Genomic DNA, 24,756 nt, shown 5'->3' with positions numbered 1-24,756 from the left:
AAGTAGGGGGATGCTTCGTTGGTCTTCCTACTTTTTTGTGGATATATGAAAACAAAAAACCCTAAACCATTATGAACAAATGAATTAGGGTTTTATTGTGAGGTGCCTAGCGGATTCGAACCGCTGTAGATGGTGTTGCAGACCACTGCCTAGCCACTCGGCCAAAGCACCGTTTTATTGGTCTGCAAATTTAGTGTTTTTTTTCAAATTTCAAATTTTATCTTCAACTTTCTTGGAAAAATTTGGAGTTACTGATTTTACTTACTTAATAACCATCGAATTGCACCATAGCCCTGATGGTAACGGTTACCCCGCAGTTGGATTTGAAAAGCGGAAGGATAAGGCTGGTGAGAAGCGCCGGCACGAGGAGTATGAGTGGACAGCAGGTTTCCGGCTCCTGAAAATACATTTTTCGCATATTTTTAATTGATTATTACAATGTTTATTTAGGTTCTAAATAAGTATCTTTGCAGAAATTTTTTGAAATAATGGATAAATTCCAACTTAATACGATAGAAGAAGCGCTGGAGGATCTGAAAAACGGAAAAATGGTCATCGTTGTAGATGATGAAGACCGTGAAAACGAAGGCGACCTTCTGGCTGCTGCCGAACTGACAACTACTGAGATTGTTAATTTTATGGCAACTTATGCAAGAGGTTTGATTTGTATGCCGTTAACCGAAAAACGTTGTGATGAACTGGAGCTTCACTCGATGGTGGCCAACTCTACCGATCCAAAGGAAACAGCTTTTACCATTTCCGTAGACCTTCTTGGAAAAGGTGCAACAACGGGAATCTCGGCAAGTGACCGCGCGAAAACGATCCAAGCCATTATGGACCCCGATACAAAACCCGGTGACCTGATGAGACCGGGACACATCTTCCCACTCCGTGCCAGAGAAGGCGGTGTTCTGAAAAGAGCCGGCCACACGGAAGCTGCTATTGACCTGACAAGGCTGGCCGGGCTGAAGGAGGGCGGAGTCATCTGCGAAATCCTGAACGAAGACGGAACCATGTCCAGATTGCCACAGCTTCTGGAGTTTGGTAAAAAACATAATCTGAAAGTGGTTTCTATTGAAGATCTGATCCATTACCGATTGAGACAAGGTGACCTTGTTGAGAGAATCGAAGAGCGTGATATCAAAACCCATTTTGGCGATTTCAAATTTTATGTTTTTGAAGAGAAACCAACGGAACAGATACATTATGCCTTAACGAAAGGAACCTGGTCTGCAGATGAAGCGGTTCTTGTGAGGGTGCAGTCTTCGGGAACTTACTTCGATGTGTTCAGCAGATTGTCTAATGGTGAACATCCATTGATGCAGAAGGTAACAGACCTCATCAACGCGGAAGGAAAAGGTGCTGTCGTTTTTATCAACAATGTTTCTAACAAAGAAAATACATTAAGCAGAATCAAACATTTTCTTAATTTCCAGGATGGAACCAGCGAACAGCCTACGATTGCGCCAAATTTCCGGGATTATGGCATCGGAACTCAGATTTTGAAAGACCTTGGAATCAATAAATTTAAAGTAATCACCCAGAATCCTAATATTAAACCGATCCTTTCCGGTTACGATGTGGAAGTCACTGAGATGGTTGCATTGTAGACCTGAAATAATAGACGATGGAAATCCGTCGCATCAATAAAATAAAAAACGCGTTCCAATTGGAACGCGTTTTTTGTCTATATTCTACTGTCTATCTAACTTTTAATTCGCCGGCCAAAAATTATTTTTAGGATTGATATCCGGAACGATAGACTGCGGGTCAAGCTTTACATTCGTTACTTCTTTGTTAGAATCGATTTGGAACGTCCATTCCGTATTACGTTTCCAAACCTCAACCGGTAATTTAACAGTTTGTGTCGTTCCGTCTTTGAAAGTTATAAGAACTGTTGTCGGCATTGGCAATTGTCCAATATTTTCAACGGTGATCTGAGCGCCGTTTTTGAAATCGCCATTGACAGGTTTCACATTTTTCACCGCCTGATCTACTTTCCACTTGTTCATAAACCAGCCTCGCCAGAACCAGTTCAGCTCCTCGCCAGAAACATTTTCCATCGTGTGGAAGAAATCCCAAGGTGTAGGATGTTTGAACGCCCATCTATGAACATATGTTTTGAATGCTTTATCAAACTTCTCAGGACCCAAAATAGTTTCTCTCAAGATTCCCAATCCAACGCCAGGCTTGAAATACGCCAAAACACCAATGCTTCTTTCCTTCATATTATCCGGACCAACCATAATCTGTTCAAAGTTATCGCTCTGAACAAAAGGTCCGATTTTGCTGATATCTTGCTTATGGTAATATTCGCCTTTGTTGAAAGCTTCCGTCGAAAGTTCATTGATAAATGTATTGAATCCTTCATCCATCCAGGCAAACACTCTTTCATTGGAGCCGACAATCATAGGAAACCAGGTGTGTCCAAATTCATGGTCTGTGACACCCCAAAGGTCAGCACCTTTTGATGCTCTGTGACAGAAAACGATTCCCGGATATTCCATTCCGCCTTCATTTCCGGCCACGTTGGTTGCGGCTGGATAAGGATATTCAAACCATTTTCCGGAGTAATGTTCAATGGCGGCTTTTGTATATTCGGTTGAGCGCCCCCAAGCTTTGTCGCCTGCGCTTTCTACAGGATAAGCCGAGATGGCCAACGATTTTTTTCCACTTGGAAGATTGATTCTCGCCGCATCGATAATGAATGCCGATGATGAAGCCCACGCGAAATCCCTCGCTTTTTCTATTTTGAATTTCCAGGTTTTTGTTCCTGAATTACTTCCTTTTCCTAATTCTGATTCCGGGTGAATCATCACTGTTTTGTCGCTCTTTCTTGCGTCGTTCCAACGGTTGACTTCTTCTTTAGAATAGACTTCTTTTTCGTTCAATAATTCTCCTGAAGCTACAACGTAATGATTAGCCGGAACCGTGATATTAGCCGACAAAGTTCCGTATTCCAAATAGAATTCTGAAGCACCTAGATATGGCAAAGTGTTCCAACCCATCACATCATCGTACACGCACATTCTCGGATACCATTGGGCCAATGTGAAGATCTTCCCGTTCTTGGTATCTTCCACACCCATTCTGTCAGATCCGTACTTTGGAGAAATAAAAGAATATTCGATTTTTAATTTTGCAACACCGCCATTCGCTTTCAGTTCGTTGGGCAGGTCAATCTGCATTCTGGTGTCGGTGATGGTATATTTAACATCTTTTCCATCGTATTTTACCGACTTAATTTTGTAACCACCGTCAAATGTTTCGCCGTGTGCGCCATTTCTACTTCCAGACAAAGGCACTACAGCATTCCCTCTGGAATCTTTAGCAAAAAGATTTTGATCAAGTTGCAGCCAAAGGAAACCCAATTGGTCAGGGCTATTATTGGTATAAGTGATTTCAGCCGAGCCTGTTAATTCATTGTTAGCTTCGTTAAGGCTGACATTCAGTTGATAATCGGCCGAATTCTGCCAATATTTGTGTCCCGGTTGTCCACTTGCGGAACGGGTTTCGGTTCCGGTCTGAGGATAGAAAAACGGTTTGAAAGCTTCCGTATAGTCATACTTTGGAGATTCCTGAGCGTAAGAATTGCCGACAAAAGCAAATATTGCAATAGCAGAAATCAAATTAGGGAGTTTGAATTGCATTAATGGAAAGATTTATTATTAAATAAGATTAGTCAAAAAAATCAAAAGGTTGTTACATTTTAACTTTAAGTATAGCATGACCAAAAATAAAATGATTTTATAATCATTAATTAATGAGGTAATTTATCTCTAAAGTATCCATATACCCATGTTCCGAAAATCGCACTTATTAAAGTAATGATCACTGCAAAAGCGCCTGTTCCGATCTGAGCAAAAAGTGGTCCCGGACACGCTCCCGTAATTGCCCAGCCGAAGCCGAAGATCAATCCTCCGTAAATTTGTCCTTTGTTAAACTTTTTAGGTGCTATTGTAATTGGTTCTCCATCAAGGGTTTTTATCTTAAACTTTTTAATCAGCCATACAGAGATCATTCCTGTAAGCACCGCACTTCCTATGACTCCATACATGTGGAATGACTGCAAACGGAACATTTCCTGAATTCTGAACCAGCTGATAATTTCAGCTTTTACAAAAACAATCCCAAATAAAATTCCTACCAAGAGGTATTTAAGGTTATGATACCATTTATTTTGAACAGTAATTTCATTATTGCAAACTACATTATTATTTTTCATTGTTTATTTTTTATAGTGAAAGAATAATCGGCAACACAACATTTGCCACAAAAAAACCACCGATCATGAAACAGATTGTTGCCACTAAAGACGGCCACTGCAGATTGGAAAGTCCCATAATAGCATGACCACTTGTGCATCCTCCTGCATACCGGGTTCCAAAGCCTACTAAAAATCCGCCAACAACCATGGTTAGAAAGCCTTTTAAAGTCAATAAACTTTTAAAATTCATTAACTGGATGGGAACAATATTGCTGTAATCTGTAATTCCGTAACCGGCTAATTCTGCTTTAAGCTTTGGATTCACGACAATTTCTCCAGGATTTACCAGAAAATGGGCAGAAATCACTCCGCCAAAGAAAATTCCTAACACAAAGAATAAATTCCAGCTCTCTCTTTTCCAATCGTATTTAAAAAAATTGATATTTCCCGGTATGCAGGCTGCACAAATATGTCGCAATGACGAACTGATCCCGAAAGATTTGTTTCCTAAAATCAGTAATATTGGAACGGTAAGTCCTATTAACGGACCTGCAACGTACCAAGGCCAAGGTTCTTTTATAATATCCAACATAAGTTTATTTCAATTTATTTCTTTTTGAACTGACAGAAAATAAAATTCTGAACAGTATTAAACGGTGTAATATGGTTTTCCGTAAAAGATTTTACCAGCTCAAAGCTCTCCGAAAATATAGATTTCAGATCATCTTCATTATATTGTACAATTGGCAAACCGCTGCATTTTTGCGGACCATTTACAGAGAATGTACCGATAATCAGTGTATCAGAAACTGCATTTTTGACAATCTCTGCGTATTTTTTTATCTCTTCTTCTGTGGTCAGAAAATGAAAAGCCGCTCTGTCATGCCAGATGCCATACATTATTTGCGGTTCAAATTCTGTAATGTTTGTTGCAATCCAATCTACATTTTCAGCTTGGGATCCTAATCTTTCTTTTGCTTTTTCCAGTGCTTTTGCAGAGATATCTAGCACAGAAATATTTTCAAATCCTTTTTCCAATAAAAAATCTGTCAGGTTACTGTCTCCACCGCCAATGTCTATGATTTTTGAAGATTTGTCTTTTGATGCCTCTTCTATAAGATCCAAAGAAGTTTGCGGAATTTTTTGCGTCCAGCTTACTTCATCCGGATTTTTGGTTTCATATACATTCTCCCAATGGTTTTTATAATCCTGCTGTTCAAAATTTATCATTATTTCGTTCTATTTTTTATGAATACTATGTTGTAAAAGTAACGTAGATTTAACTAATATAGGGAAAAACCTTAGTCTGACATACAAAATCACTTTTAGGAATATCGGTTTGCGCAATTGCATTAAATCCTCCTTCAATTTCGATAAAATTTCGGTAGCCTCTTGCCTGAAGAATGCTTGCCGCCATCATACTTCTGTATCCACCTGCACAGTGCAGATAAAAATGTTCTTCAGGATCAATCTGACTGATCCATTCATTGATATACGCTAAAGGTTTATTATAAGCTTCATCGATGTGCTCTGCATTGTATTCGCTTTCTTTTCTTACATCGATAACTTTTACTGCTTTGTCCTTAATTTCATCTTCAAACTGCTTTGCTGAAATCCTGTGAATTGAATCCACCTCTTTTCCGCTATCTTTCCAGGCTTCAAAACCACCTTGTAAGAAACCTAAAACATGATCAAACCCAACTCTGCTCAGTCTGGTAATTGTTTCTTCTTCCTCATTTTCATTGGTCACTAATACAATCGGCTGTTGTACATCTGCAATTAAAGCTCCTATCCAGGGTGCAAAATCTCCATTCAATCCTATATTAACGGATTGCGGAATAAAACCTTTTGCAAATTCAAGATTGTTTCTTACATCAAGAATTAAGGCACCGGAAAATTCTACCGTTTCTTCAAATTCATCAGGAGATAATGCTTTTGAACCATGAGATAAAACCTCATCAAAACTCTCGTATCCTTTTTTATTCATCGCTACATTCATCCCAAAATAAGCAGGAGGTGGCAAAAGTCCGTCAGTTACAGCCTTTATAAAGCTTTCTTTATCTTTTTGATTTAAGGCATAGTTGGTTCTTTTCTGATTTCCCAACGTGTCTACTGTTTCTTTCTGCATATTTTTACCACAAGCCGAACCTGCGCCATGAGCCGGATAAACGATAATATCATCATTTAAAGGCATAATTTTCTGATATAAGCTGTCATAAAGCAGTCCTGCCAATTGTTCCTGAGTCATATCCGCAGCTTTCTGAGCTAAATCGGGACGACCAACATCACCAAGAAACAAAGTATCTCCGCTGAATAGTGCTGTCTCTTTTCCATATTCATCCATTAATAAAAAGGAAGAACTTTCCAACGTATGTCCCGGAGTATGCAGCACTTTAATTTTAATTTTTCCAATTTCGAAAACCTGGTTGTCTTCGGCGATAATCGCTTCAAATTCCGGTGATGCAGTTGGTCCATAGACAATAGGCGCTCCCGTTTTTTGGCTTAAATCTACGTGACCGCTTACGAAATCTGCATGAAAGTGGGTTTCAAAAATATATTTAAGCGTCACTTTATCTTTTTCCAACCGGTCAAGATAAGGTTTTGTCTCTCTTAAAGGATCAATAATAAAGGCTTCTCCATCAGAGACAATATAATAAGCTCCCTGAGCCAAACATCCTGTATAAATCTGTTCTATTTTCATTTTTAATAAATTTTGTTTTGTTGAGTACAAATTTCTCCTTTTAGCATTTCCTGCACAGCTACTTTTGTTACATAAGGATTTTTAGAGAAAAATTTCTTTAATAATGATATAAATTCCCATAACCAAAATAAACCATCCGAATGCAGGCTTCAGCTTTTTCCCATCAATCTTTTTCGATAAATACGAACCTATTATGATTCCTACAACGGCGATTGCCGATACGGATAACAGAAATCTCCAATTAATAATTGTTCCCTGAATGGAGGAAAAAAATCCGATCAGGGAGTTTAAAGAAATGATAACCAACGAAGTTCCGATCGCCACTTTCATGGGTGTTTTCAGAAGATTAACCAATGCCGGAATAATCATAAATCCACCGCCTGCTCCGACTAATCCTGTTAAAACTCCGACAACAGAGCCTTCTCCTGCTGCTAAAAGGGTATTATTTTTATTTTCTTGCTTTTCATCCGGCTGTTGTACATCTTTCCGGATCATTTTGTAGGAAGCTACCATCATTAATCCTGCAAAAATCAGCAGCAGAAAAATATCTTTGGTAATCATCAAATTGTTGATTCTTAAAACTTCCTCCGGAATGAGAGGCAAAAGATAGTTGCGGGTAAGAAAAATGGAAATTACAGACGGAATTCCAAAAACTATGGCGATTTTAAGATTCACCAATCTTTTTTTGAAATACGCCATGGAACCGGCCACACTGCTTATTCCTACAATAAAAAGCGAATATTCTGTAGCCAATAATGCATCTATCCCGAAAAGATAGACGAGAACAGGAACGGTAAGAATACTTCCACCGCCGCCAATTAATCCTAAAGAAACACCAATTAAAACCGATGCGATATAACCAAAAATTTCCATTTTTACTTCCTTTAATCTGAAAGCAAAAATGGAAATTCCACTATTTCTGTACCGCTACTTTTGTTACATAACTTAAAATAAAAGCTGAATTTTATTTCTACCGAGTTTCAGCTTTCCTTCTTCTTCCAGCTGTTTCAGTAACCTGGAAACAACAACTCTGGCTGTTCCCAATTCGTTTGCCAACTGTTCGTGAGTGATGATAATTGTGGTCGAATTCGATAGTTCTGATTTTTTTTGAAGCAGATTCAGCAGTCTTTCGTCTACTTTTTTAAAAGCGATTGCGTTGATAATATCCAGCAATTCTTCGAACCGTTTATGGTAAAGACGGAAAATATAATCTAACCATTCCGGATATTCTTTAATGAAAAGCGAAACTTTATCTATGGGTAAAAACAGAATCTCGGTATCTTCTTCCACTTCAGCTTTTACAATGCTTTTTTCATTGTGCATTCCTCCCAAGAACGACATAATGCAGCTTTCTCCGGCTTTGATATAGTATAATAAAATTTCACGCCCGTCTTCTTCGGTACGAATAACCTTCATCATGCCTTTCATCACGATAGGAATGGAACGGATAGACGAATTTTCATCTAATATAATATCTCCTTCATGATAGGTTTTGGTAATTCCATACTGATAAAGCTTTTCCACCAGCTCAGGAGAGGAATTAAATTCTGTATTAAGAACCGAATCTGACATTATTAACTATCAATTTGATTTTTTCGCTTTTATCATCGCTTCCAAAGCATCCCACATTTCCTGAGGAATATCCTCCAACATATTGAATTCTCCTGCACCTTGTAGCCATTCTCCACCATCAATAGTTACCACTTCCCCATTCATATAAGCAGAATAATCGGAAACGAGATAAGCGGCCAGATTCGCCAATTCCTGATGCTCTCCCATTCTTCTGAGCGGCACTTTTTTGCGCATATCAAATTTTTCCTGCAAATCTCCAGGTAATAATCTGTCCCAGGCACCTTTCGTTGGAAATGGTCCCGGCGCAATGGCATTAAAACGGATCCCATATTTCGCCCACTCCACCGCCAGACTTCTGGTCATTGCTAGAACGCCCGCCTTTGCACAAGCCGACGGAACAACATAAGCCGAGCCAGTCCAGGCATAAGTTGTCACAATGTTAAGAACTGTTCCAGGAATTTTGTTATCAATCCAATATTTTCCGACAGACAATGTACAGTTCTTGGTTCCTTTCAAAACTATATCTAAAATTGAATCAAAAGCCGAATGTGTTAATCTTTCGGTTGGCGATATGAAATTCCCGGCAGCGTTGTTTAAAAGAATATCGATTCTCCCGAATTCTTTTAAAGCCGCTTCTTTCATCGCTTCCACTTCTTCCCAATTTCGTACATCGCAAGCCACACAAAGCACTTTTCCACCAGTTTGTTCTTCCAGTTCTTTTGCTGTCCCCTGCAGTTTTTCCAAGTTTCTTGAAGTGATAACGACTTTCGCTCCGAGTTCCAGAAAATATTTGGTCATTGCTTTTCCAAGACCGCTTCCGCCACCCGTAACAACGGCTACTTTATCTTTCAGCGCATCTTCGCGCAACATTGGTTGTGTATATAGATTCATTTAGTAAGTGATTTTTGATATTAATAAACGATGATTTGCGTCTGTGGTAAATTTAGATTTTTATTTTGTTTTGAGAATTAACAAAAGTTATGCGCAAAATATGAACGTCATACAATTGCGCCCCGGCTTGAACGGACTCTTCGAGAACCTCAGAGTGACAAAAGCGGGAATCCTTCGACTTCGCTCAGGATAAATTACAGACGGAAAAGGCGCCCAAAAATCCTTCATCGTAGTTTTGGCTACAACAATCTTTGATTTGGTCACACCGCTCCGTTCATCATTTTTCAACTTTGTCCTGTAAATAATTAACGCATTAAAAACAATCAAAATGAGTACAAAAAAAGTATGGTTCGTGACTGGCGCTTCAAAAGGTTTAGGTCTGACATTAGTAAAAAAATTATTAGCTGAAGGTTATTCTGTGGCAGCAACATCCAGAAATGTTTCGGAATTAGAGAAGGTCATCAGCGCAGAAAACTCTGATTTTCTTCCATTGGAAGTGGATTTGGTTAATGAAAATTCGGTTTCAGAAGCGATTTCTAAAACAGTTGAGAAATTCGGAAAATTAGATGTTATCGTGAATAATGCGGGTTACGGACAATTGGGAACTCTAGAAGAATTAACCGATAAAGAAAGCCGTCAGAATTTTGACACCAATGTCTTTGGTTCTTTGAATATCATCAGAAAATCAATGCCTTACCTCAGAGCACAAAAAAGCGGTCTTGTGATTAACATTGCATCAATTGGCGGACTTTCAGGAGATTTTCCCGGTTGGGGAATCTATTGCGCTACCAAGTTTGCCGTTGTCGGTTTCACGGAAGCTTTGGCTGCGGAAGCGAAAGAATTTGGAGTGAATGCAACCGTTGTTTATCCCGGCTATTTCAGAACTGACTTTTTAACCGGCGGTTCTCTTCGCACACCTGAAAATGAAATTGATGCTTATGCAACGGCCAGACAAATTCAAAAAGCGCACGAGCAGGACATCAACGGCAATCAGCCTGGTGACCCGGAAAAAGCAGCTGTGGCATTGATAGAATTGGCAACAATGGAAAATCCACCTGTTCATTTGGTTTTAGGTTCCGACGCTTTTCAAATGGCAACTAGTAAGTTAAGCACACTTCAAAATGAAATTTCTGATTTCAAAACATTAAGTATTTCAACAGATTACTAACTTTGTAAGGCAGCAGTTTTCGGATTGTTGCCTTTAATCTTATTAGATTATGAGTAACAGAAAATTATATACGATTGACACCGTTGCTGAATTTCACAGGATTTGCGGATTGTCTCAACCTCAACACCCAATGATTAGTCTGGTGGATTACAGCCAGGTGGAATATCAAATCGAGGAATCGGAAATCAGCTGGGTTCAGGAATTGTATTTTATGGGTTTCAAGCGTGATATCCAGGGAAAACTGCATTACGGACAAAGCCAGTATGATTTTGACGGTGGTCTGATGTGCTTCATTGCGCCGAGACAACTGGTGAGGATGATTATTGACAAATACGATACGAAACCGTCCGGATTTCTTTTAGCTTTTCATTCCGATTTTATCTGGAATACCCCTTTGGCAAAGAACATTCACAATTATAAATTCTTCGGTTATGATGTCAATGAAGCGTTGTTTCTTTCTGAAAAAGAAGAAGAAACGTTGATTGGACTTTTCAAAGGCATCGAACGCGAATATCAGTCAGGAATTGATGAATTCACACAGAATATCATTATTTCTCAAATTGAAGTGATTCTGAATTACTGCGAACGATTTTACCAAAGACAATTCATCACCAGAAAAAAGAGCAATCATCAGATTTTGGATAAATTGGAACATATTCTGGAAGATTATTTCAAAAACGAAGTCATCAATAAAGGTTTGCCAACAGCGAATTATGTTGCTGAATCACTAAATATTTCCACTAATTATTTAGGAAGTCTTTTGAAATCCCTGACCGGACAAACCACGCAACAACACATCCACGAAAAACTAATCGAAAAAGCTAAGGAAAAACTTTCTACAACTGAGCTTTCCGTGAGTGAAATTGCTTACGAACTGGGATTTGAGCATTCGCAGTCTTTTAGCAAACTGTTTAAAGCTAAGACTGATATTTCTCCTTTGGAGTTCCGGAAGTCGTTTAATTAAGTATAAAAAATTCTCTCGCAGATTGAGCCGATTACGCAGATTTTTTTCCGACTGATTTGCTTAATCTGCGTGAGTTTAAATTTTGGCTAAAGCCCACTCTTATTGATAATTATTTTTCAAAAACATCTTCCCTAATGTTTTTTTTATGATTTTTACCCCAATCGGAAAGTGACATAATCACATTTTTCAGCGTTCTGCTGTAATCTGTGGAAATATATTCTACCACAACCGGCGTCATTTCTGCGTGCACTACTCTTTTCACAAACCCATTCAGTTCCAAATCTTTCAGTTCATTAGACAAAACTCTTGCGGAAATTCCGGGAATCAATCTTTGCAATTCGTTGAAACGGATATTACCCATTTCCTGCAGAACGATAATGATTTTCAGTTTCCACTTCCCCGAAATCACGTATAATGCGTCTTCAACAGCCGCGAGATTTTCGCCACAAGTGATTTTACAACCAGCTTTATAAACCTCAACTTCGTTTTCCATAAGATTAAAATTAAAACTGCTAATAAAAAGGTTACTACTAACCTTTTGTTCACTACTTACTTTTGATAAGCAAATGTACATAATTTTGCTGAAGAAATTTTAATCATTAAAAAATGAATTTTACTTATGAAAAATATACTTCACATTATTTCAAGCTCAAGAACGAAAGATTCAGCAAGCAGAACTTTAGGGAATGCCATCGAAGAAAAATTACAGGAAGCTTATCCGGAACATTCGATCACAACTCTGGATTTATTGAAAACTCCGTTTCCACATTTGGGAGAACAACAGGTCGATTCCTGGTTTATTCCGGCAGAGAACAGAACTCCTGAACAAAATGAAGCCGTCAAACGTTCCGACGATGCGATTGCGCAATTGCAGGCTTCGGATATTATTGTGATTTCGGTTCCGATTTACAATTTCGGGATTCCTTCTGGTTTAAAAGCGTATATCGACCATATTGCTCGTGGCGGAATGACTTTCCGGTATTCTGAAAATGGTTTTGAAGGTCTGGTAAAAAACAAAAAAGCTTATATCGCAGTGGCAAGTGGCTCTATTTTCTCTGAGGGCGATTATCAGTCTTATGACTTTGTGGTTCCTTATTTGAGAAGTGTTCTTGGTTTTATCGGAGTTACAGACGTAAGCGTTTTCCGGGCTGAAGGTTTGAATCTTCCGCATCTGCAGGAAACAGCTTTAGAAAAAGGAATTGAGAGTATTGTGATTGTTTAATTTTAATTAATTGTTAGAAATAAAAATCCTCATCAAGCTAAATTTGATGAGGATTTTGTTTAATAAATTCTTATTGTAATATGAAAGATATTTGTCATTCTGACAAAGCAAGAATCTCAACAACTTAAGATTCTTCACTACATTTTATTTCGTTCAGAATGACATATTCAAAATTTTAAGCATTTAATTTATTCTTCCACTTCAAAAAACAAACGCTCCCCGAATTTCTGTTCATTGATCTTTCCATTTTCATAAACCAGGTTTCCGTTGACAAAAGTATGGGTAACTTTAGAATGAAACTCAGTTCCTTCCAGCGGGCTCCAACCGCATTTATAAAGGATATTTTCTTTCTCAACCGTCCAGTTTTCATTTAAATCAACCAAAACTAAATCCGCTTTGTAACCTTCTCTGACAAAACCACGCTTTTCAATTCTGAATAAAATTGCAGGATTGTGAGCCATTTTTTCAACGATTCTTTCCAAAGAAATCTTTCCGTTTTTGTAATTTTCCAACATCACCACCAAAGAATGTTGAACCAGAGGCGCCCCGGAAGGACATTTGGTGTAAACATTCTGTTTTTCTTCCCAAGTGTGCGGAGCATGATCGGTTGCAATCACATCGATTCTATCATCCAGCAATGCTTCCCAAAGTGCAATTTTGTCGTTCTGTGTTTTTACCGCAGGATTCCATTTGATTAATCCGCCTTTTGTTTCGTAATCTTCGTTGGTGAAAGTCAGATGATGAACACAAACTTCCGCCGTAATTTTTTTATCTTTTAAAGGAATATCGTTTCTGAAAAGCTCCGTTTCAATGGCTGTCGACAAATGGAAAACGTGAAGTCTTGCACCGGTTTTCTTTGCCAGTTCAATCGCTTTTGACGAAGATTTATAACAAGCCTCCTCACTTCTTATTAAATGATGAAATTCCACGGGAATGTCTTCACCATATTCATCCAGATATTTTTGAGTATTGGCTTTAATCGTCGCTTCGTCCTCACAGTGAACGGCAATCAGCATTTTGGTATTACTGAAAATATTTTCTAAAGTTTCAGGATTGTCAACTAACATATTTCCTGTGGAAGAACCTAAGAATAATTTAATTCCGGGAACATTTCTTGGATTTGTTTTCAAAACTTCTTTCAGATTATCATTCGTGCCACCCATCATAAAACCGTAATTGGCAAAAGATTTTTGAGAAGCGATTTCATATTTATCTGCTAATAATTCCTGTGTTACAGCATTTGGGACCGTGTTCGGCTGCTCAATAAAACTAGTCGTTCCACCGGCAATTGCAGAGCGTGATTCTGTTTCAATGTCGCCTTTCCAGGTCAAACCCGGCTCGCGGAAATGAACCTGGTCATCAATCACTCCTGGTAAAAGATATTTTCCCGAAGCATCGATAATCTGGTCTGCTTCTTCGGAAAGATTAGATTCAATTTTGGAAATCAAATCATTTTCGATGAGAATATCGCTTTGGATAATCTTCCCTTCGTTGACGATTTGGGCGTTTTTTATTAGGATCTTCATTTCACTTTTTTAGATTAAAGCAAAATTAAGTTTTTGAATTTATAAACCACAAAAGTCACAAAAGAAAATCTGATTGTTAATTCAAATGAAATCGAGCTTATTTTTCAGAATATTTAAAATGAATAAAACTTTTGTGCCTTTTGTGGTTTTAACTAAATTGCTTCAAAATTCCAAAGAATGTCTCTAAGAAAATTCATTTTAATTCTTCCCGTTTTAGTTGCTTCATTATTCAATTCTCAGAAATTAGAAAACTTAGTTAAGTTCGTTAATCCAATTATCGGAACTGAGAAAATGGGACACACCTATCCTGGAGCAACAGTTCCTTTTGGAGCAGTTCAGTTGAGTCCTGAAACCGACACTTTATCTTACGAAGTCAAAGGAAAATACAATCCTGATGTTTATAAATATTGCGCCGGATATCGTTATGAGGACAAAACTATTGTCGGATTTTCGCACACCCATTTTAGCGGAACAGGGCATTCGGACTTAGGAGATTTTCTCATAATGCCAACAACTGGAAAATTAAAATTAAATCCCGGAACTGCTCAAAACCCTGGAAGTGGATTCCGTTCAAGATTTTCTCATCAGAATGAAAAAGCAGAAGCCGGCTATTATAAAGTGAAACTCGATGATTCTAATATTTTAGCGGAATTAACAGCAACTACAAGAGTTGGATTTCATCAATACACGTTTCCAAAATCTGATGATGCGCATATTATTTTGGATTTGATGTCCGGAATTTATAATTATGACGATAAGAATGTCTGGACTTATGTAAGAATCGAAAACGACCGCAGAATCACGGGTTACCGACAAACCAATGGCTGGGCAAGGACAAGAACAGTTTATTTCGCAATGGAATTTTCGAGGCCTTTCAAATCTTACGGTCAGAAAAATTTCGATTCGAAACAAGCTTACCGAGGTTTTTGGAGAAAATGGAATCAGGATGAAAATTTCCCAGAAATTGCCGGAAAGAAAATCAGAATGCACTTCGATTTTGATACTCTGGACAATGAAAAAATTCAAATTAAGTTTGCGATTTCGCCAGTCAGTCAAGCCAATGCTTTGGAAAATTTACAGAAAGAAACACCGGATTGGAACTTTGATAACGTAAAAAATCAGGCTCAAAATAATTGGAATAAAGAACTGAGTAAAATCGTTGTCAATACTTTAAACGACGATGATAAAGTGAATTTTTACACGGCAATGTATCATACTTTCATCAATCCGACGACTTATATGGACATCAACGGTGAGTATAAAGGTCTCGACCAAAATGTTCATCAGGCAAAAGATTTTACGAATTACACCACATTTTCGCTTTGGGACACGTATCGTGCTTTGCATCCGTTTTTCAATATCATTCAGCCAAAACGGAACAATGATATGATAAAATCGATGTTGGCACATTATAACCAGTTCAGTCTGAAAATGTTGCCTGTTTGGTCGCATTACGCCAACGAAAACTGGTGTATGAGCGGTTATCATTCGGTTTCTTTGATTGCGGATGCAATTGTAAAAGGTACTTACACCGGAAATCCTGAGGAAGCTTTAAAGGCTTGTATCACCACTTCCAGTAAAAGAAATTACGAAGGCATCGGCGAATACATCGACAAAGGTTATATCTCTGCGGAGAAAAACGGAACATCGGTTTCCAACACTTTGGAATACGCTTACGACGATTGGGCGATTGCACAAATCGCTAAGAAACTAGGCAAAACCGATATCTATAATGAATATCTGAAACGTTCCGAAAACTGGAAAAATGTCTTCGACAAATCGATTGGTTTTATGAGACCGAGATTATCAGACGGAAGTTTCAAAAAAGAATTTGATTTGCTGAGCACACACGGACAAGGCTTTATTGAAGGAAATTCTTGGAATTACAGTTTCTTCGTCCCACACAATCCGAATGGTTTGATGGATGCGATGGGCGGGAAAAAGAAATTCAGTGAAAATTTGGATCAATTATTCACAATGCATTTGCCCGACGAGTTTTTTGCCGATACTGAAGACATTACACGAGAAGGAATTATCGGTGGTTATGTTCACGGCAACGAACCTGCGCATCACGTCGCTTATCTCTATAATGTTGCCGGGCAACCTTGGAAAACGCAGTCTCAAATCCGCAAAATTCTGGAAATGCAATACAAAGCAAAGCCCGATGGATTAGGTGGAAATGACGATTGCGGACAAATGAGTGCGTGGTATATTTTCAGCAGTTTAGGATTCTATCCTGTTTCGCCGGGTTCTGATGAATATCAAATTGGAAGTCCAAGTGTGAAGAATGCAACTCTGAATCTTGAAAACGGAAAATCATTCGAAATTGAAGCTAAAAATCAGTCTGATAAAAATGTTTACATAGAAAAAATAGAACTGAATGGAAAAGCCATAAAAGATTTTACAATCAGACATCAGGATATTATGAATGGCGGAAAGCTGACATTCTATATGACCGACAAACCGAAGAAATAAAATTGAACTTTGACAGAATCCATTAATTTTGCAAAAATTTTCGAATCGAAATTAAAATGAAGAAACTTCTCGGACAAACCGCGCTTTATGGATTAACGACTGTGATTATCAGACTCTTCCCATTCGTTATCAATCCTATTATTACGAGAACTTTTGGACCAACGGCCTACTCTCCTTTTGCCGACTTCTATTCGGTAGCAGGTGTTATTGCTGTCCTTTTGACGCACGGTATGGAAACCACTTTTTTCCGATTTGCTCTGGACGAAAAAGATGATAGAAAACTGATTTCAACTTCATTTTTCAGTGTTTTGGCTGTGACTTTGGTTTATCTTTTTTTCACATTGATTTACAGACAACCTCTTGCGAATGCTTTCAAAACACCAGACCAGGTTGACTTATTGGCAATCTTAACAGTGACTTTGGCTTTGGATGCTTTTTGTGCAATGCCTTTTGTAATGCTGAGGAAAAATGAAAGACCTTTGAAATATGCAGGAATCAGAATTACAAATGGAATTATCAATTTTCTTTTGGTTGTATTTTTCATCATTATTCTTCCAAAATATCCCAATGGAATTTTCGGATTAAAATACAGTCCGGAATTTGGAATCGGTTATGTTTTTGTAGCCAATCTTGTTGCAAGTTCAATCACATTTTTGATGTTATCGCAAGAATTATTAATCGCAAGGATAAAGTATTTCTCTTGGGAACTTTGGAAAAAGATGATAAAATATTCCTGGCCGATTACCATTGCAGGTTTGGCTGGAATCATCAACGAAACATTTGACAGACAGTTTCTTAAATTTCTTTTACCAGAAGACATCGGTCGTCACGAATTAGGTGTTTATGGTGGTGTGGCAAAGGTTGTTACATTTGTTATTTTGTTCAGACAAGCATATTCATTAGGAATTGAACCATTTTTCTTTAGTAATTCCAAGAAAGATAATGCTAAAGAGATGTACGTAAGGCTAATGGATATTTTCATCGCAATCAATTGCCTGATTGTTTTATTCCTTTCTGTAAATCTTGATTGGATCGCAAAAGTTTACATCAACAATCCTGAATATTATGAAGGTATTGGAATTCTTCCGATATTGTTTTTTGCCAGCTTGTTTTTAGGGATTTATCTTAACCTTTCGATTTGGTACAAATTAACAGATAAAACGATCATTGGAGCATATATTTCAGGAATTGGTGTTTTGATTACAATCCTTATTAATTTTTATTTCATTCCAAAATATGGTTACTGGGCTTCGACTTGGGCAACCATTGCGAGTTACTTTGCCATGATGGTTATCTCGTACATTTGGGGGCATTACAAATATCCGATCCCTTACAATATTTACAAAAATATTACAGTCATTACCATCACAATGCTAGTGTCTCTGGTATGTTATCAATATTTAAAAGAAAACATTTGGCTAGGAAATGTTATATTTCTAATTTTGGCAACCTTCTTATTAAGAAAGGAAAAATTGATTCCGGCAAAAATTCTTAATAAAATTAAAAGGAAATAACAACTCAAATTTAGTATTAACTAACTAATAACCAAAAATTTAACAATAATTTTATGAAAATAATAGTTCCAATGGCTGGACGCGGATCCAGACTTAGACCTCATACACTGACAGTACCAAAACCATTGATCCCGATTGCAGGAAAGCCAATCGTACAGAGACTGGTAGAAGACATTGCAAAAGTAGCTAATGAGCCCATAGAGGAAATCGCCTTCATCATCGGAGATTTTGGACCGGAAGTAGAAGCATCATTAATAAAAGTTGCTGAAAATCTTGGAGCAAAAGGAAGCATATATACACAAAACGAACCTTTGGGAACGGCTCACGCTATCAATTGTGCAAGGAAAAGTATGAGTGGGCCGGTGATTATTGCATTTGCTGATACATTATTCCGTGCAGATTTCCATTTGGATACCAATGCGGACGGTGTAATCTGGGTAAAAAAAGTTGATGATCCATCTGCTTTTGGGGTTGTGAAACTGGATGATTATGGTTTCATTACAGATTTTGTAGAAAAACCGAAAGAATATGTTTCTGATTTGGCCATTATCGGCATTTATTATTTCAATTCTGCGGAGAAATTGATGGCAGAAATTGACCATATAATGGATAATCATATTCTTGAAGGTGGCGAATATCAATTAACAACCGCATTAGAAAACCTTAGGGCAAAAGGTGCTAAATTTTCTTTAGGAAAAGTTGACGATTGGATGGATTGTGGAAATAAAAATGCCACTGTAGAAACTAACAGCAAAATTTTGCAGTACGAAAAAGAATGTATGGCAAAATATCCGGAATCTGCTAAAATCGAAAACTGCTTAATTATCCCGCCATGTTTTATTGGAGAAAATGTTAAGATTTCTAATTCTAAAATTGGCCCTAATGTTTCTCTTGGTAACAATACAATTGTCATTAATTCAAATATTGACAACTCATTAATCCAGGAAAATACCATTATTGACCATGGGAATCTAAGCAATTCAATGATTGGTAACTCTGCCAAATATTTTGGTGTAGCAAGAGAGATTTCTTTAGGTGATTATTCAGTTTTAGATTTCCTTTCAAAAGATTAATTTATACAAATTATAATACAAACTTTGTCAGACATCTGGCAAAGTTTGTCATTTTATTTAACTAAGTTTTTAGAAATATTAATTCCTATTTGGCGTTAATATTGTTAGATTCACTTGAAAAAAGTTTATGAAAACCTATCTTCTAATCATATTTTCAGCGTTACTGGTGGCATCATGTAGTGTTCAGAAAAAGACAACTCCCGAACAACCGGTAAGTACTACAAAACCAATTGAAAATAATTCTCAATTTTTCTCGGCAATAGAAAAAAAATCAACCTTTGATGCTGTAAAAATCAATAGTAAAATTGACGCAAAAACAGGCTCGTTTATTCCGACTCTGGATGCAGTGATCTATGTGGAAAACGGCCAAAAAATATGGATGAATTTAACTGCAGTTATTCTTCAGGCGGCAAGAGGTGTTGCAACTCCCGAAGGTATCAAAGGTTATTATAAACTTGATAAAACTTATATCGATTCTGATTTTAGTTATCTTAACAAACTATTGAATGTCAATTTCATAGATTATAATGCTTTACAGAATTTGCTGTTAGGAAAAACTTTTCTGCCGGTTTCCGACAATCAGTATAAACTGACTCAAAATGCTCAGGGTTTTAATCTCTCATCAAAGGAAACTCAAAAAATTACAGAAAACGGAAAAACAACCGAATATAATATCTCATTGGATTACGATAAAAACCTGGAGCTGAATCATGTATTACTTACCAACCCGAGGAATAATGATCAGTTAGAAATCACTTATTCTAATAGAGAAATCCTTAATAATGAAAGCTTTCCAAAAAGTGTTAAAATAATTATAAAAGCAAAGAAAACAGACGAAATATTGATTGAAAACACGAAATTTGATTTTTCCCGAATGGAAACTACTTATTCCGTTCCTGCCAATTATACAAAGACAGAAATTAAATGATTAAGAAATTAAGTTTTTTTATAAGTATTTTAGTATTCGGAATCGCTTTTGCACAGAAGGACAAAGAACAACTGCAGAAACAAAATGCAGAGCTCAAGAAACAGATTTCTTCTCTTAATGCAACTTTGAATCAGACAAAACAAGAATCTAAACTTTCTATAGCTTATCTCAATGTCGTGAATCAAAAACTGACGCTCAGAGAAAAAGTTTACAACAACACCCAAAAAGAAAAGAGATTTATAGAGGACGATATTTACAAACGTCAGCTTGAAATCAATAAGAATAACCGAGAACTAAAAGTCCTTCGTAAGAATTATGCAGAGATTCTTGTAAAAGCCTATAAAACAAAAGGTGTCCAAAACAAAGTCACCTTTATCCTCTCTTCCAAAAACCTTGGTGAAGCGCTTAAAAGGATAGAATATCTGAAAAGATACTCCGAATATCAGGACAAAAAAGCAGCGGAAATTTCTAATAAAGCCAAAGAAATCCAGAAAAACATTGCACTCAAGAAAAAATCTGTGAATGAAAAAGATAATCTTCTCCTTTCCCAGAAAAAAGAACTGGCGGTAATTGAAGGTGAAAGAAAACAAAAGCAGGAATTACTGAATGAATTCAAAAAGAATGAAGCACAATTAACCGCAGAAATAAGACAAAAGCAGGTTCAGCAAAAAGATCTCCAAAGACAGATCGCCAATATTATTGCTGAAGAGATCCGAATAGCGAAAGCCAAAGAAGAAGCAGAGAAAAAGGCTGAAGCTGAAAGAAAAAGGTTAGCAGAAATTGCCGCTAAAAAAGAAAAAGAAAGAATTGAAGCAGAAAACAGAGCCAGGCTGGCAGCAGCTGAAGCTGAAAGAAAAAAAGCAGAGGCTGAACTGAAAAAAGCTAATGAATTAGCTGCTAAAAAAGCAGAAGACGAAAGGAAATTAGCAGAATCTAACAAAGCAGCAGAGAAAAAGGCAGCAGCAGAAAAAGCAACAAGAGAAGCTGAAGAAAGAGCAAAAGCCGCTAATGACAAATTAGCAGCAGCTAAGGCCAACGAAGCAGCTATCAATAAGAAAAATGAAGATGCCAAAGATGAAGCGGAGAAAAAAGTAATGAAAAGTTATGGCGTCGGCTCTACTGTCGGAAGTAATTTTGCCGATAACAGAGGACATATCACTTTTCCTGTTGACAGAGGAACTGTAACGCACCGTTTTGGGAGACAGCCACATCCTGTTTTCAAAAATATTGTGGAAGAAAACATTGGAATCAAAATCGCTGTTTCGCCCGGAACAAAAGCCCGTTGTGTTTTTCCTGGAGTGGTTTCCAGCATCCAGGCAATTAATGGAAGCCGAACAGTTGTTGTAAAACATGGCAATTATTTCACTGTATACTCTAACTTAGCCAGTACATTGGTAAAAGCTAACCAGCAAGTCTCTGCAGGAACACTGATTGGAGAGGTTGGCAGTGATTTTGACGAATCTATTACATTAGATTTTCAGATTTGGAATGGTACGACCCCGGTAGATCCTCTAGGTTGGGTTTCGTATTAAAAAATACTTTAACTTTGCAAAAAAATTGAAATGACACTAGCAACTGTTATATTAAGTCTTTCTTGGCAACATATATTAATTGTAGCTTTGATATTGCTTTTATTATTTGGAGGTAAAAAAATTCCCGAATTGATGAAAGGTTTAGGCTCTGGCATTAAAGAGTTCAAAGATGCGGTAAAGGATGAAGATAAGAAAAAAGATTCATCATCTAATCCGAATGATCCTTCTTAAAAAGAAATAATTAATGAATTTGACTGAAAAAGCATGGGAAATCTTTAACCAATCGGTTAATGACTACCATATAAATGACGATGTTAATTCACAAGAAAACAATCCATTCCAAGCTAATAGTTTGGAATGGATTTTGTATTCAAAAAACTGGATTGATACCGTTCAGTGGCATCTGGAAGATATAATTCGAGAAGAAGATATTGACCCGACAGAAGCTTTAAAAATAAAAAGAAGGATTGATAAGCTCAATCAGAAAAGAACAGATATGGTTGAACAAATCGATTTCTGGTTCTATAAAACTTTTGAAAATATTGTTCCTGATCAGGATGCCAGAATCAACAGTGAAACACCAGCTTGGTCTATCGATAGATTTTCTATCTTATCATTGAAAATATATCACATGTCTATAGAAGCTTCCCGAAAAGATGCTTCGGAAGAACACAGATTACAATGTTCTCGAAAACTACAAGTCCTTCTTGAACAGAAAAAAGACTTGGAAACCGCAATAGATCAGCTACTTTCTGACATAGAAAACGGTAAAGTTAAGATGAAACTTTATAAACAGATGAAGATGTATAATGACGAGAGTCTTAACCCAATCCTGTATCAAAAAATGCAGAGAAAATGAAAAGTTTGTACAAACTTTTAGCCGTTATATTTATCATTAATCTTTCAGACTCCTGTTCTACCAGTTCGGCAGCCTCAGAGGAATTGCATTCGGATAGTTTGTCAGATACATACGCATATCTTACACCGGAAGCCATTGTATATGCTTCTTCTATCTCCAACCTTATTTCAACTTTTCCTAAATTCAGAAATGATGCTGTAAATAGGGAAGTTTCCTCTTTAAAAAATTCGCTTACCAATTATCTTCTTGCAATCCGTAATTTTAACCTGGCAGATAAACATAACTCTCTCAGAGAATTTGAAAAGTATTATAAAAAGATACAAAAATTACGAAAGTTTATGACTCGTGATGATGACGAAGTGCTTAACAGATATATGGTAAAGATAAAAACCAATATGAATTTGCTGGAAGCATCTCAAAGCAAAAGTATAGAGTCAACTTCTATGTCTTCTAATTAACACCTTTTTATTTAATGTTAAAAACACAAGCAGAAGCGAACGTTCCCACAGATTTTGGGGAATTCAAAATGATGGCTTTTTCAGAAGATGATAAAAATTGGATGCCACATATGGCTCTGATTGCAAAAAATACAGATCTAGAAAAACCTGTTAATCTGAGAATCCATTCCGAATGTATCACCGGAGAAGTCTTTCATTCTCAAAAGTGCGAATGCGGACAGCAATTGGATTCAGCAATGAAATATATGCAGGAAAATGGTGGTCTGATTATCTATCTGAGACAAGAAGGAAGAAATATTGGCATCATCAATAAGCTTAAAGCTTATGCACTGCAAGAGAAAGGACTGGATACCGTTCAGGCTAATTTGGAATTGGGCTTACCTGCAGATGACAGGGATTTTGGCGTTGCAATAGAAATGCTGCAAAAATTAGGTGTCAAATCAGTCAATCTAATGACCAATAATCCTGAAAAAATACAGATTATCAAAGACAGTGATATCGAGTTCAATTCCAGGATACCATTACAAATTAAATCTAATGAAGCCAGTGCATCTTACCTCAAGACAAAAAAAGACTTTTTCGGGCATCTTTTGGATGATGAAAACCAATAAATCTCGAATTCTATAAAAAAATAAAACCCGTCAAATGACGGTTTTTTTTTATTCGATACAATCAAATAAAGTATTATTTCTTTTTAGCACCAGCAACAGCAGTAGCTAAATCAGCACCAGCCTTGAATTTTGCAACTTTTTTAGCAGCAATTTTGATTGGTTTTTTTGTAGCAGGATTGATACCTTGTCTTGCAGCTCTTTCAGATACCGAGAAAGTTCCAAATCCTACTAAAGATACTTTACCTTCTTTTTTCTTAAGAGTTTCTGTTACGTTAGAAACGAATGATTCCAAAGCTTTTTTAGCAGCAGCTTTTGTGATTTCTGCATCTTTTGCAATAGCGTCGATTAATTCAGACTTGTTCATAATATTTATTAATTAAAGTTATGTTGTTATAGCAAATATAAGACAATTTTAATATCACGCAAATATTTTTATAAAATTTAGTGAAAAATATATCTTTTATTTTATTATGATGAATTTTTACTAAAATCAATATTAACGAAAATACTCACTTTACAGCAATTCATTGCATACAATTTTCCACTATTCATCAACAATTGAGCCAAAACAAAACAACTAATGTCAATATTCATAAATTCATAATAATCGCCGTTTATTTTGCGAGGTCTTATATAAGTTTTTAAGGAACAAATTTTTCAAACTTTTATTTATTTAACGTAAATTTGTACCTATGTTAATTGAAGTTTTTAAATCGAAAATTCACAGAGTTCGCGTCACAGAATCGGACCTTAATTATATTGGAAGCATCACTATAGACGAAGACCTTATAGAAGCGGCAGGTTTAATTGTTGGTGAAAGAGTCTACATTGTGAATGTGAATAACGGTGAGCGCTTTGACACTTATGTTATCAAGGGCAAAAGAAAATCCGGAGATATTTGTCTTAACGGTCCTGCTGCAAGAAAAGTTCATAAAGGCGATATCATCATTATCATTGCTTATGCACAGATGACGCCGGAAGAAGCAAAAAATTTCCAGCCAAAAATAGTTTTTCCGGATGAAGCAACCAATCTTCTAACATAATTTCAACTCATA

25 protein-coding genes and 1 tRNA gene are annotated in these 24,756 nt (G+C 36.9%); 14 read left to right on the top strand and 12 right to left on the bottom strand.

The window, feature by feature from the left end:
• Window positions 1-100 precede the first annotated feature (100 nt).
• Window positions 101-171 (bottom strand) — tRNA-Cys (locus QOL71_RS07475).
• 317 nt (window positions 172-488) lie between these two features.
• Between QOL71_RS07475 and ribB the strand changes: the two genes are divergently transcribed.
• Window positions 489-1,610 (top strand): 3,4-dihydroxy-2-butanone-4-phosphate synthase, encoded by a 1,122-nt coding sequence (gene ribB, locus QOL71_RS07470; RefSeq protein WP_120213993.1) that lies wholly within the window; start codon window positions 489-491, stop codon window positions 1,608-1,610.
• Between the two features lie 102 nt (window positions 1,611-1,712).
• On the opposite strand, the gene QOL71_RS07465 is transcribed toward ribB, so the two are convergent.
• The 8 genes from QOL71_RS07465 to QOL71_RS07430 all read right to left on the bottom strand — a co-directional run bounded on the left by QOL71_RS07465 (window position 1,713) and on the right by QOL71_RS07430 (window position 9,371).
• A complete protein-coding gene (locus QOL71_RS07465) occupies window positions 1,713-3,650 on the bottom strand; it encodes a M1 family metallopeptidase (RefSeq protein ID WP_283416313.1) in 1,938 nt (645 codons plus the stop codon).
• A gap of 110 nt (window positions 3,651-3,760) precedes the next feature.
• Complete coding sequence (locus QOL71_RS07460; RefSeq protein ID WP_283416312.1) at window positions 3,761-4,225, bottom strand: DUF6691 family protein; 465 nt, start codon at window positions 4,223-4,225, stop codon at window positions 3,761-3,763.
• A 10-nt stretch (window positions 4,226-4,235) separates the two neighbouring features.
• Window positions 4,236-4,799, bottom strand: a complete 564-nt coding sequence (locus tag QOL71_RS07455) for a YeeE/YedE family protein (protein ID WP_283416311.1) — start codon at window positions 4,797-4,799, stop codon at window positions 4,236-4,238.
• A gap of 14 nt (window positions 4,800-4,813) precedes the next feature.
• Window positions 4,814-5,437, bottom strand: coding sequence for a class I SAM-dependent methyltransferase (locus tag QOL71_RS07450; protein ID WP_283416310.1), 624 nt, complete (start codon window positions 5,435-5,437; stop codon window positions 4,814-4,816).
• Between the two features lie 49 nt (window positions 5,438-5,486).
• Complete coding sequence (locus QOL71_RS07445; RefSeq protein WP_283416309.1) at window positions 5,487-6,908, bottom strand: MBL fold metallo-hydrolase; 1,422 nt, start codon at window positions 6,906-6,908, stop codon at window positions 5,487-5,489.
• 81 nt (window positions 6,909-6,989) lie between these two features.
• Complete coding sequence (locus tag QOL71_RS07440; RefSeq protein ID WP_283416308.1) at window positions 6,990-7,781, bottom strand: sulfite exporter TauE/SafE family protein; 792 nt, start codon at window positions 7,779-7,781, stop codon at window positions 6,990-6,992.
• A 72-nt stretch (window positions 7,782-7,853) separates the two neighbouring features.
• On the bottom strand, window positions 7,854-8,480 hold the full coding sequence (locus QOL71_RS07435; protein ID WP_283416307.1) for a Crp/Fnr family transcriptional regulator: 627 nt from the start codon (window positions 8,478-8,480) through the stop codon (window positions 7,854-7,856).
• A 9-nt stretch (window positions 8,481-8,489) separates the two neighbouring features.
• Complete coding sequence (locus tag QOL71_RS07430) at window positions 8,490-9,371, bottom strand: SDR family oxidoreductase (RefSeq protein ID WP_283416306.1); 882 nt, start codon at window positions 9,369-9,371, stop codon at window positions 8,490-8,492.
• A gap of 328 nt (window positions 9,372-9,699) precedes the next feature.
• Between QOL71_RS07430 and QOL71_RS07425 the strand changes: the two genes are divergently transcribed.
• Window positions 9,700-10,539, top strand: coding sequence for an SDR family NAD(P)-dependent oxidoreductase (locus QOL71_RS07425; RefSeq protein WP_283416305.1), 840 nt, complete (start codon window positions 9,700-9,702; stop codon window positions 10,537-10,539).
• Window positions 10,540-10,588: 49 nt separating this feature from the next.
• Window positions 10,589-11,503 carry a helix-turn-helix domain-containing protein gene (locus tag QOL71_RS07420; protein ID WP_283416304.1) on the top strand — a complete coding sequence of 305 codons (915 nt, stop codon included), beginning with the start codon at window positions 10,589-10,591 and terminating at the stop codon, window positions 11,501-11,503.
• A gap of 109 nt (window positions 11,504-11,612) precedes the next feature.
• Here the strand turns inward: QOL71_RS07420 and QOL71_RS07415 are convergent, their stop codons facing one another.
• The gene (locus QOL71_RS07415; RefSeq protein ID WP_283416303.1) at window positions 11,613-11,996 is read right to left on the bottom strand and encodes a winged helix-turn-helix transcriptional regulator; all 384 of its coding nucleotides are present in this window, start codon (window positions 11,994-11,996) and stop codon (window positions 11,613-11,615) included.
• Window positions 11,997-12,122: 126 nt separating this feature from the next.
• Between QOL71_RS07415 and QOL71_RS07410 the strand changes: the two genes are divergently transcribed.
• Entirely contained in the window at window positions 12,123-12,725 is a 603-nt protein-coding gene (locus tag QOL71_RS07410) for an FMN-dependent NADH-azoreductase (protein ID WP_283416302.1), read from the top strand.
• 188 nt (window positions 12,726-12,913) lie between these two features.
• Here the strand turns inward: QOL71_RS07410 and QOL71_RS07405 are convergent, their stop codons facing one another.
• Window positions 12,914-14,251: a dihydroorotase gene (locus QOL71_RS07405; RefSeq protein ID WP_283416301.1), complete on the bottom strand. Its 1,338-nt coding sequence runs from the start codon at window positions 14,249-14,251 to the stop codon at window positions 12,914-12,916.
• Between the two features lie 177 nt (window positions 14,252-14,428).
• Here QOL71_RS07405 and QOL71_RS07400 point away from each other — a divergent pair, with 177 nt between their 5' ends.
• From QOL71_RS07400 to ribA, 9 genes are all read left to right on the top strand, one after another.
• A complete protein-coding gene (locus QOL71_RS07400; protein WP_283416300.1) occupies window positions 14,429-16,726 on the top strand; it encodes a GH92 family glycosyl hydrolase in 2,298 nt (765 codons plus the stop codon).
• Window positions 16,727-16,782: 56 nt separating this feature from the next.
• Window positions 16,783-18,240 carry a lipopolysaccharide biosynthesis protein gene (locus QOL71_RS07395; protein WP_283416299.1) on the top strand — a complete coding sequence of 486 codons (1,458 nt, stop codon included), beginning with the start codon at window positions 16,783-16,785 and terminating at the stop codon, window positions 18,238-18,240.
• A gap of 53 nt (window positions 18,241-18,293) precedes the next feature.
• The gene (locus QOL71_RS07390; RefSeq protein ID WP_283416298.1) at window positions 18,294-19,313 is read left to right on the top strand and encodes a sugar phosphate nucleotidyltransferase; all 1,020 of its coding nucleotides are present in this window, start codon (window positions 18,294-18,296) and stop codon (window positions 19,311-19,313) included.
• Window positions 19,314-19,440: 127 nt separating this feature from the next.
• Window positions 19,441-20,241, top strand: a complete 801-nt coding sequence (lolB1, locus tag QOL71_RS07385; RefSeq protein ID WP_283416297.1) for a lipoprotein insertase outer membrane protein LolB1 — start codon at window positions 19,441-19,443, stop codon at window positions 20,239-20,241.
• The gene (locus QOL71_RS07380) at window positions 20,238-21,773 is read left to right on the top strand and encodes a peptidoglycan DD-metalloendopeptidase family protein (RefSeq protein ID WP_283416296.1); all 1,536 of its coding nucleotides are present in this window, start codon (window positions 20,238-20,240) and stop codon (window positions 21,771-21,773) included. The genes lolB1 and QOL71_RS07380 overlap by 4 nt, the downstream gene beginning before the upstream one ends.
• A gap of 30 nt (window positions 21,774-21,803) precedes the next feature.
• On the top strand, window positions 21,804-22,004 hold the full coding sequence (locus QOL71_RS07375) for a twin-arginine translocase TatA/TatE family subunit (RefSeq protein ID WP_283416295.1): 201 nt from the start codon (window positions 21,804-21,806) through the stop codon (window positions 22,002-22,004).
• Between the two features lie 13 nt (window positions 22,005-22,017).
• On the top strand, window positions 22,018-22,632 hold the full coding sequence (locus tag QOL71_RS07370) for a DUF4254 domain-containing protein (RefSeq protein WP_283416294.1): 615 nt from the start codon (window positions 22,018-22,020) through the stop codon (window positions 22,630-22,632).
• Complete coding sequence (locus QOL71_RS07365) at window positions 22,629-23,090, top strand: hypothetical protein (RefSeq protein ID WP_283416293.1); 462 nt, start codon at window positions 22,629-22,631, stop codon at window positions 23,088-23,090. Before QOL71_RS07370 ends, QOL71_RS07365 begins: the two co-directional genes overlap by 4 nt.
• A 14-nt stretch (window positions 23,091-23,104) precedes the next feature.
• Window positions 23,105-23,701 (top strand): GTP cyclohydrolase II, encoded by a 597-nt coding sequence (gene ribA / locus QOL71_RS07360; RefSeq protein WP_283416292.1) that lies wholly within the window; start codon window positions 23,105-23,107, stop codon window positions 23,699-23,701.
• A gap of 73 nt (window positions 23,702-23,774) precedes the next feature.
• Here the strand turns inward: ribA and QOL71_RS07355 are convergent, their stop codons facing one another.
• Window positions 23,775-24,065: an HU family DNA-binding protein gene (locus QOL71_RS07355; protein WP_283416291.1), complete on the bottom strand. Its 291-nt coding sequence runs from the start codon at window positions 24,063-24,065 to the stop codon at window positions 23,775-23,777.
• Between the two features lie 328 nt (window positions 24,066-24,393).
• Here QOL71_RS07355 and panD point away from each other — a divergent pair, with 328 nt between their 5' ends.
• A complete protein-coding gene (gene panD / locus QOL71_RS07350) occupies window positions 24,394-24,744 on the top strand; it encodes an aspartate 1-decarboxylase (protein WP_283416290.1) in 351 nt (116 codons plus the stop codon).
• Window positions 24,745-24,756 lie beyond the last annotated feature (12 nt).

This window comes from Epilithonimonas pallida, assembly GCF_900182975.1.
Classification (GTDB): domain Bacteria; phylum Bacteroidota; class Bacteroidia; order Flavobacteriales; family Weeksellaceae; genus Epilithonimonas; species Epilithonimonas pallida.
This window is presented reverse-complemented; position numbering and strand designations above follow the sequence as displayed.

Bases quoted from the DNA above. Each gene is read 5' to 3' on its own strand.
- QOL71_RS07465 (WP_283416313.1), bottom strand. From the start codon at position 3,650: ATGCAATTCAAACTCCCTAATTTGATTTCTGCTATTGCAATATTTGCT.
- QOL71_RS07460 (WP_283416312.1), bottom strand. From the start codon at position 4,225: ATGAAAAATAATAATGTAGTTTGCAATAATGAAATTACTGTTCAAAAT.
- QOL71_RS07370 (WP_283416294.1), top strand. From the start codon at position 22,018: ATGAATTTGACTGAAAAAGCATGGGAAATCTTTAACCAATCGGTTAAT.
- QOL71_RS07425 (WP_283416305.1), top strand. From the start codon at position 9,700: ATGAGTACAAAAAAAGTATGGTTCGTGACTGGCGCTTCAAAAGGTTTA.
- QOL71_RS07420 (WP_283416304.1), top strand. From the start codon at position 10,589: ATGAGTAACAGAAAATTATATACGATTGACACCGTTGCTGAATTTCAC.
- lolB1 (WP_283416297.1), top strand. From the start codon at position 19,441: ATGAAAACCTATCTTCTAATCATATTTTCAGCGTTACTGGTGGCATCA.
- QOL71_RS07400 (WP_283416300.1), top strand. From the start codon at position 14,429: ATGTCTCTAAGAAAATTCATTTTAATTCTTCCCGTTTTAGTTGCTTCA.
- QOL71_RS07440 (WP_283416308.1), bottom strand. From the start codon at position 7,781: ATGGAAATTTTTGGTTATATCGCATCGGTTTTAATTGGTGTTTCTTTA.
- QOL71_RS07435 (WP_283416307.1), bottom strand. From the start codon at position 8,480: ATGTCAGATTCGGTTCTTAATACAGAATTTAATTCCTCTCCTGAGCTG.
- QOL71_RS07395 (WP_283416299.1), top strand. From the start codon at position 16,783: ATGAAGAAACTTCTCGGACAAACCGCGCTTTATGGATTAACGACTGTG.
- ribB (WP_120213993.1), top strand. From the start codon at position 489: ATGGATAAATTCCAACTTAATACGATAGAAGAAGCGCTGGAGGATCTG.
- QOL71_RS07375 (WP_283416295.1), top strand. From the start codon at position 21,804: ATGACACTAGCAACTGTTATATTAAGTCTTTCTTGGCAACATATATTA.
- QOL71_RS07445 (WP_283416309.1), bottom strand. From the start codon at position 6,908: ATGAAAATAGAACAGATTTATACAGGATGTTTGGCTCAGGGAGCTTAT.
- QOL71_RS07410 (WP_283416302.1), top strand. From the start codon at position 12,123: ATGAAAAATATACTTCACATTATTTCAAGCTCAAGAACGAAAGATTCA.
- QOL71_RS07365 (WP_283416293.1), top strand. From the start codon at position 22,629: ATGAAAAGTTTGTACAAACTTTTAGCCGTTATATTTATCATTAATCTT.
- ribA (WP_283416292.1), top strand. From the start codon at position 23,105: ATGTTAAAAACACAAGCAGAAGCGAACGTTCCCACAGATTTTGGGGAA.
- QOL71_RS07355 (WP_283416291.1), bottom strand. From the start codon at position 24,065: ATGAACAAGTCTGAATTAATCGACGCTATTGCAAAAGATGCAGAAATC.
- QOL71_RS07415 (WP_283416303.1), bottom strand. From the start codon at position 11,996: ATGGAAAACGAAGTTGAGGTTTATAAAGCTGGTTGTAAAATCACTTGT.
- QOL71_RS07455 (WP_283416311.1), bottom strand. From the start codon at position 4,799: ATGTTGGATATTATAAAAGAACCTTGGCCTTGGTACGTTGCAGGTCCG.
- QOL71_RS07430 (WP_283416306.1), bottom strand. From the start codon at position 9,371: ATGAATCTATATACACAACCAATGTTGCGCGAAGATGCGCTGAAAGAT.
- QOL71_RS07380 (WP_283416296.1), top strand. From the start codon at position 20,238: ATGATTAAGAAATTAAGTTTTTTTATAAGTATTTTAGTATTCGGAATC.
- QOL71_RS07450 (WP_283416310.1), bottom strand. From the start codon at position 5,437: ATGATAAATTTTGAACAGCAGGATTATAAAAACCATTGGGAGAATGTA.
- QOL71_RS07405 (WP_283416301.1), bottom strand. From the start codon at position 14,251: ATGAAGATCCTAATAAAAAACGCCCAAATCGTCAACGAAGGGAAGATT.
- panD (WP_283416290.1), top strand. From the start codon at position 24,394: ATGTTAATTGAAGTTTTTAAATCGAAAATTCACAGAGTTCGCGTCACA.
- QOL71_RS07390 (WP_283416298.1), top strand. From the start codon at position 18,294: ATGAAAATAATAGTTCCAATGGCTGGACGCGGATCCAGACTTAGACCT.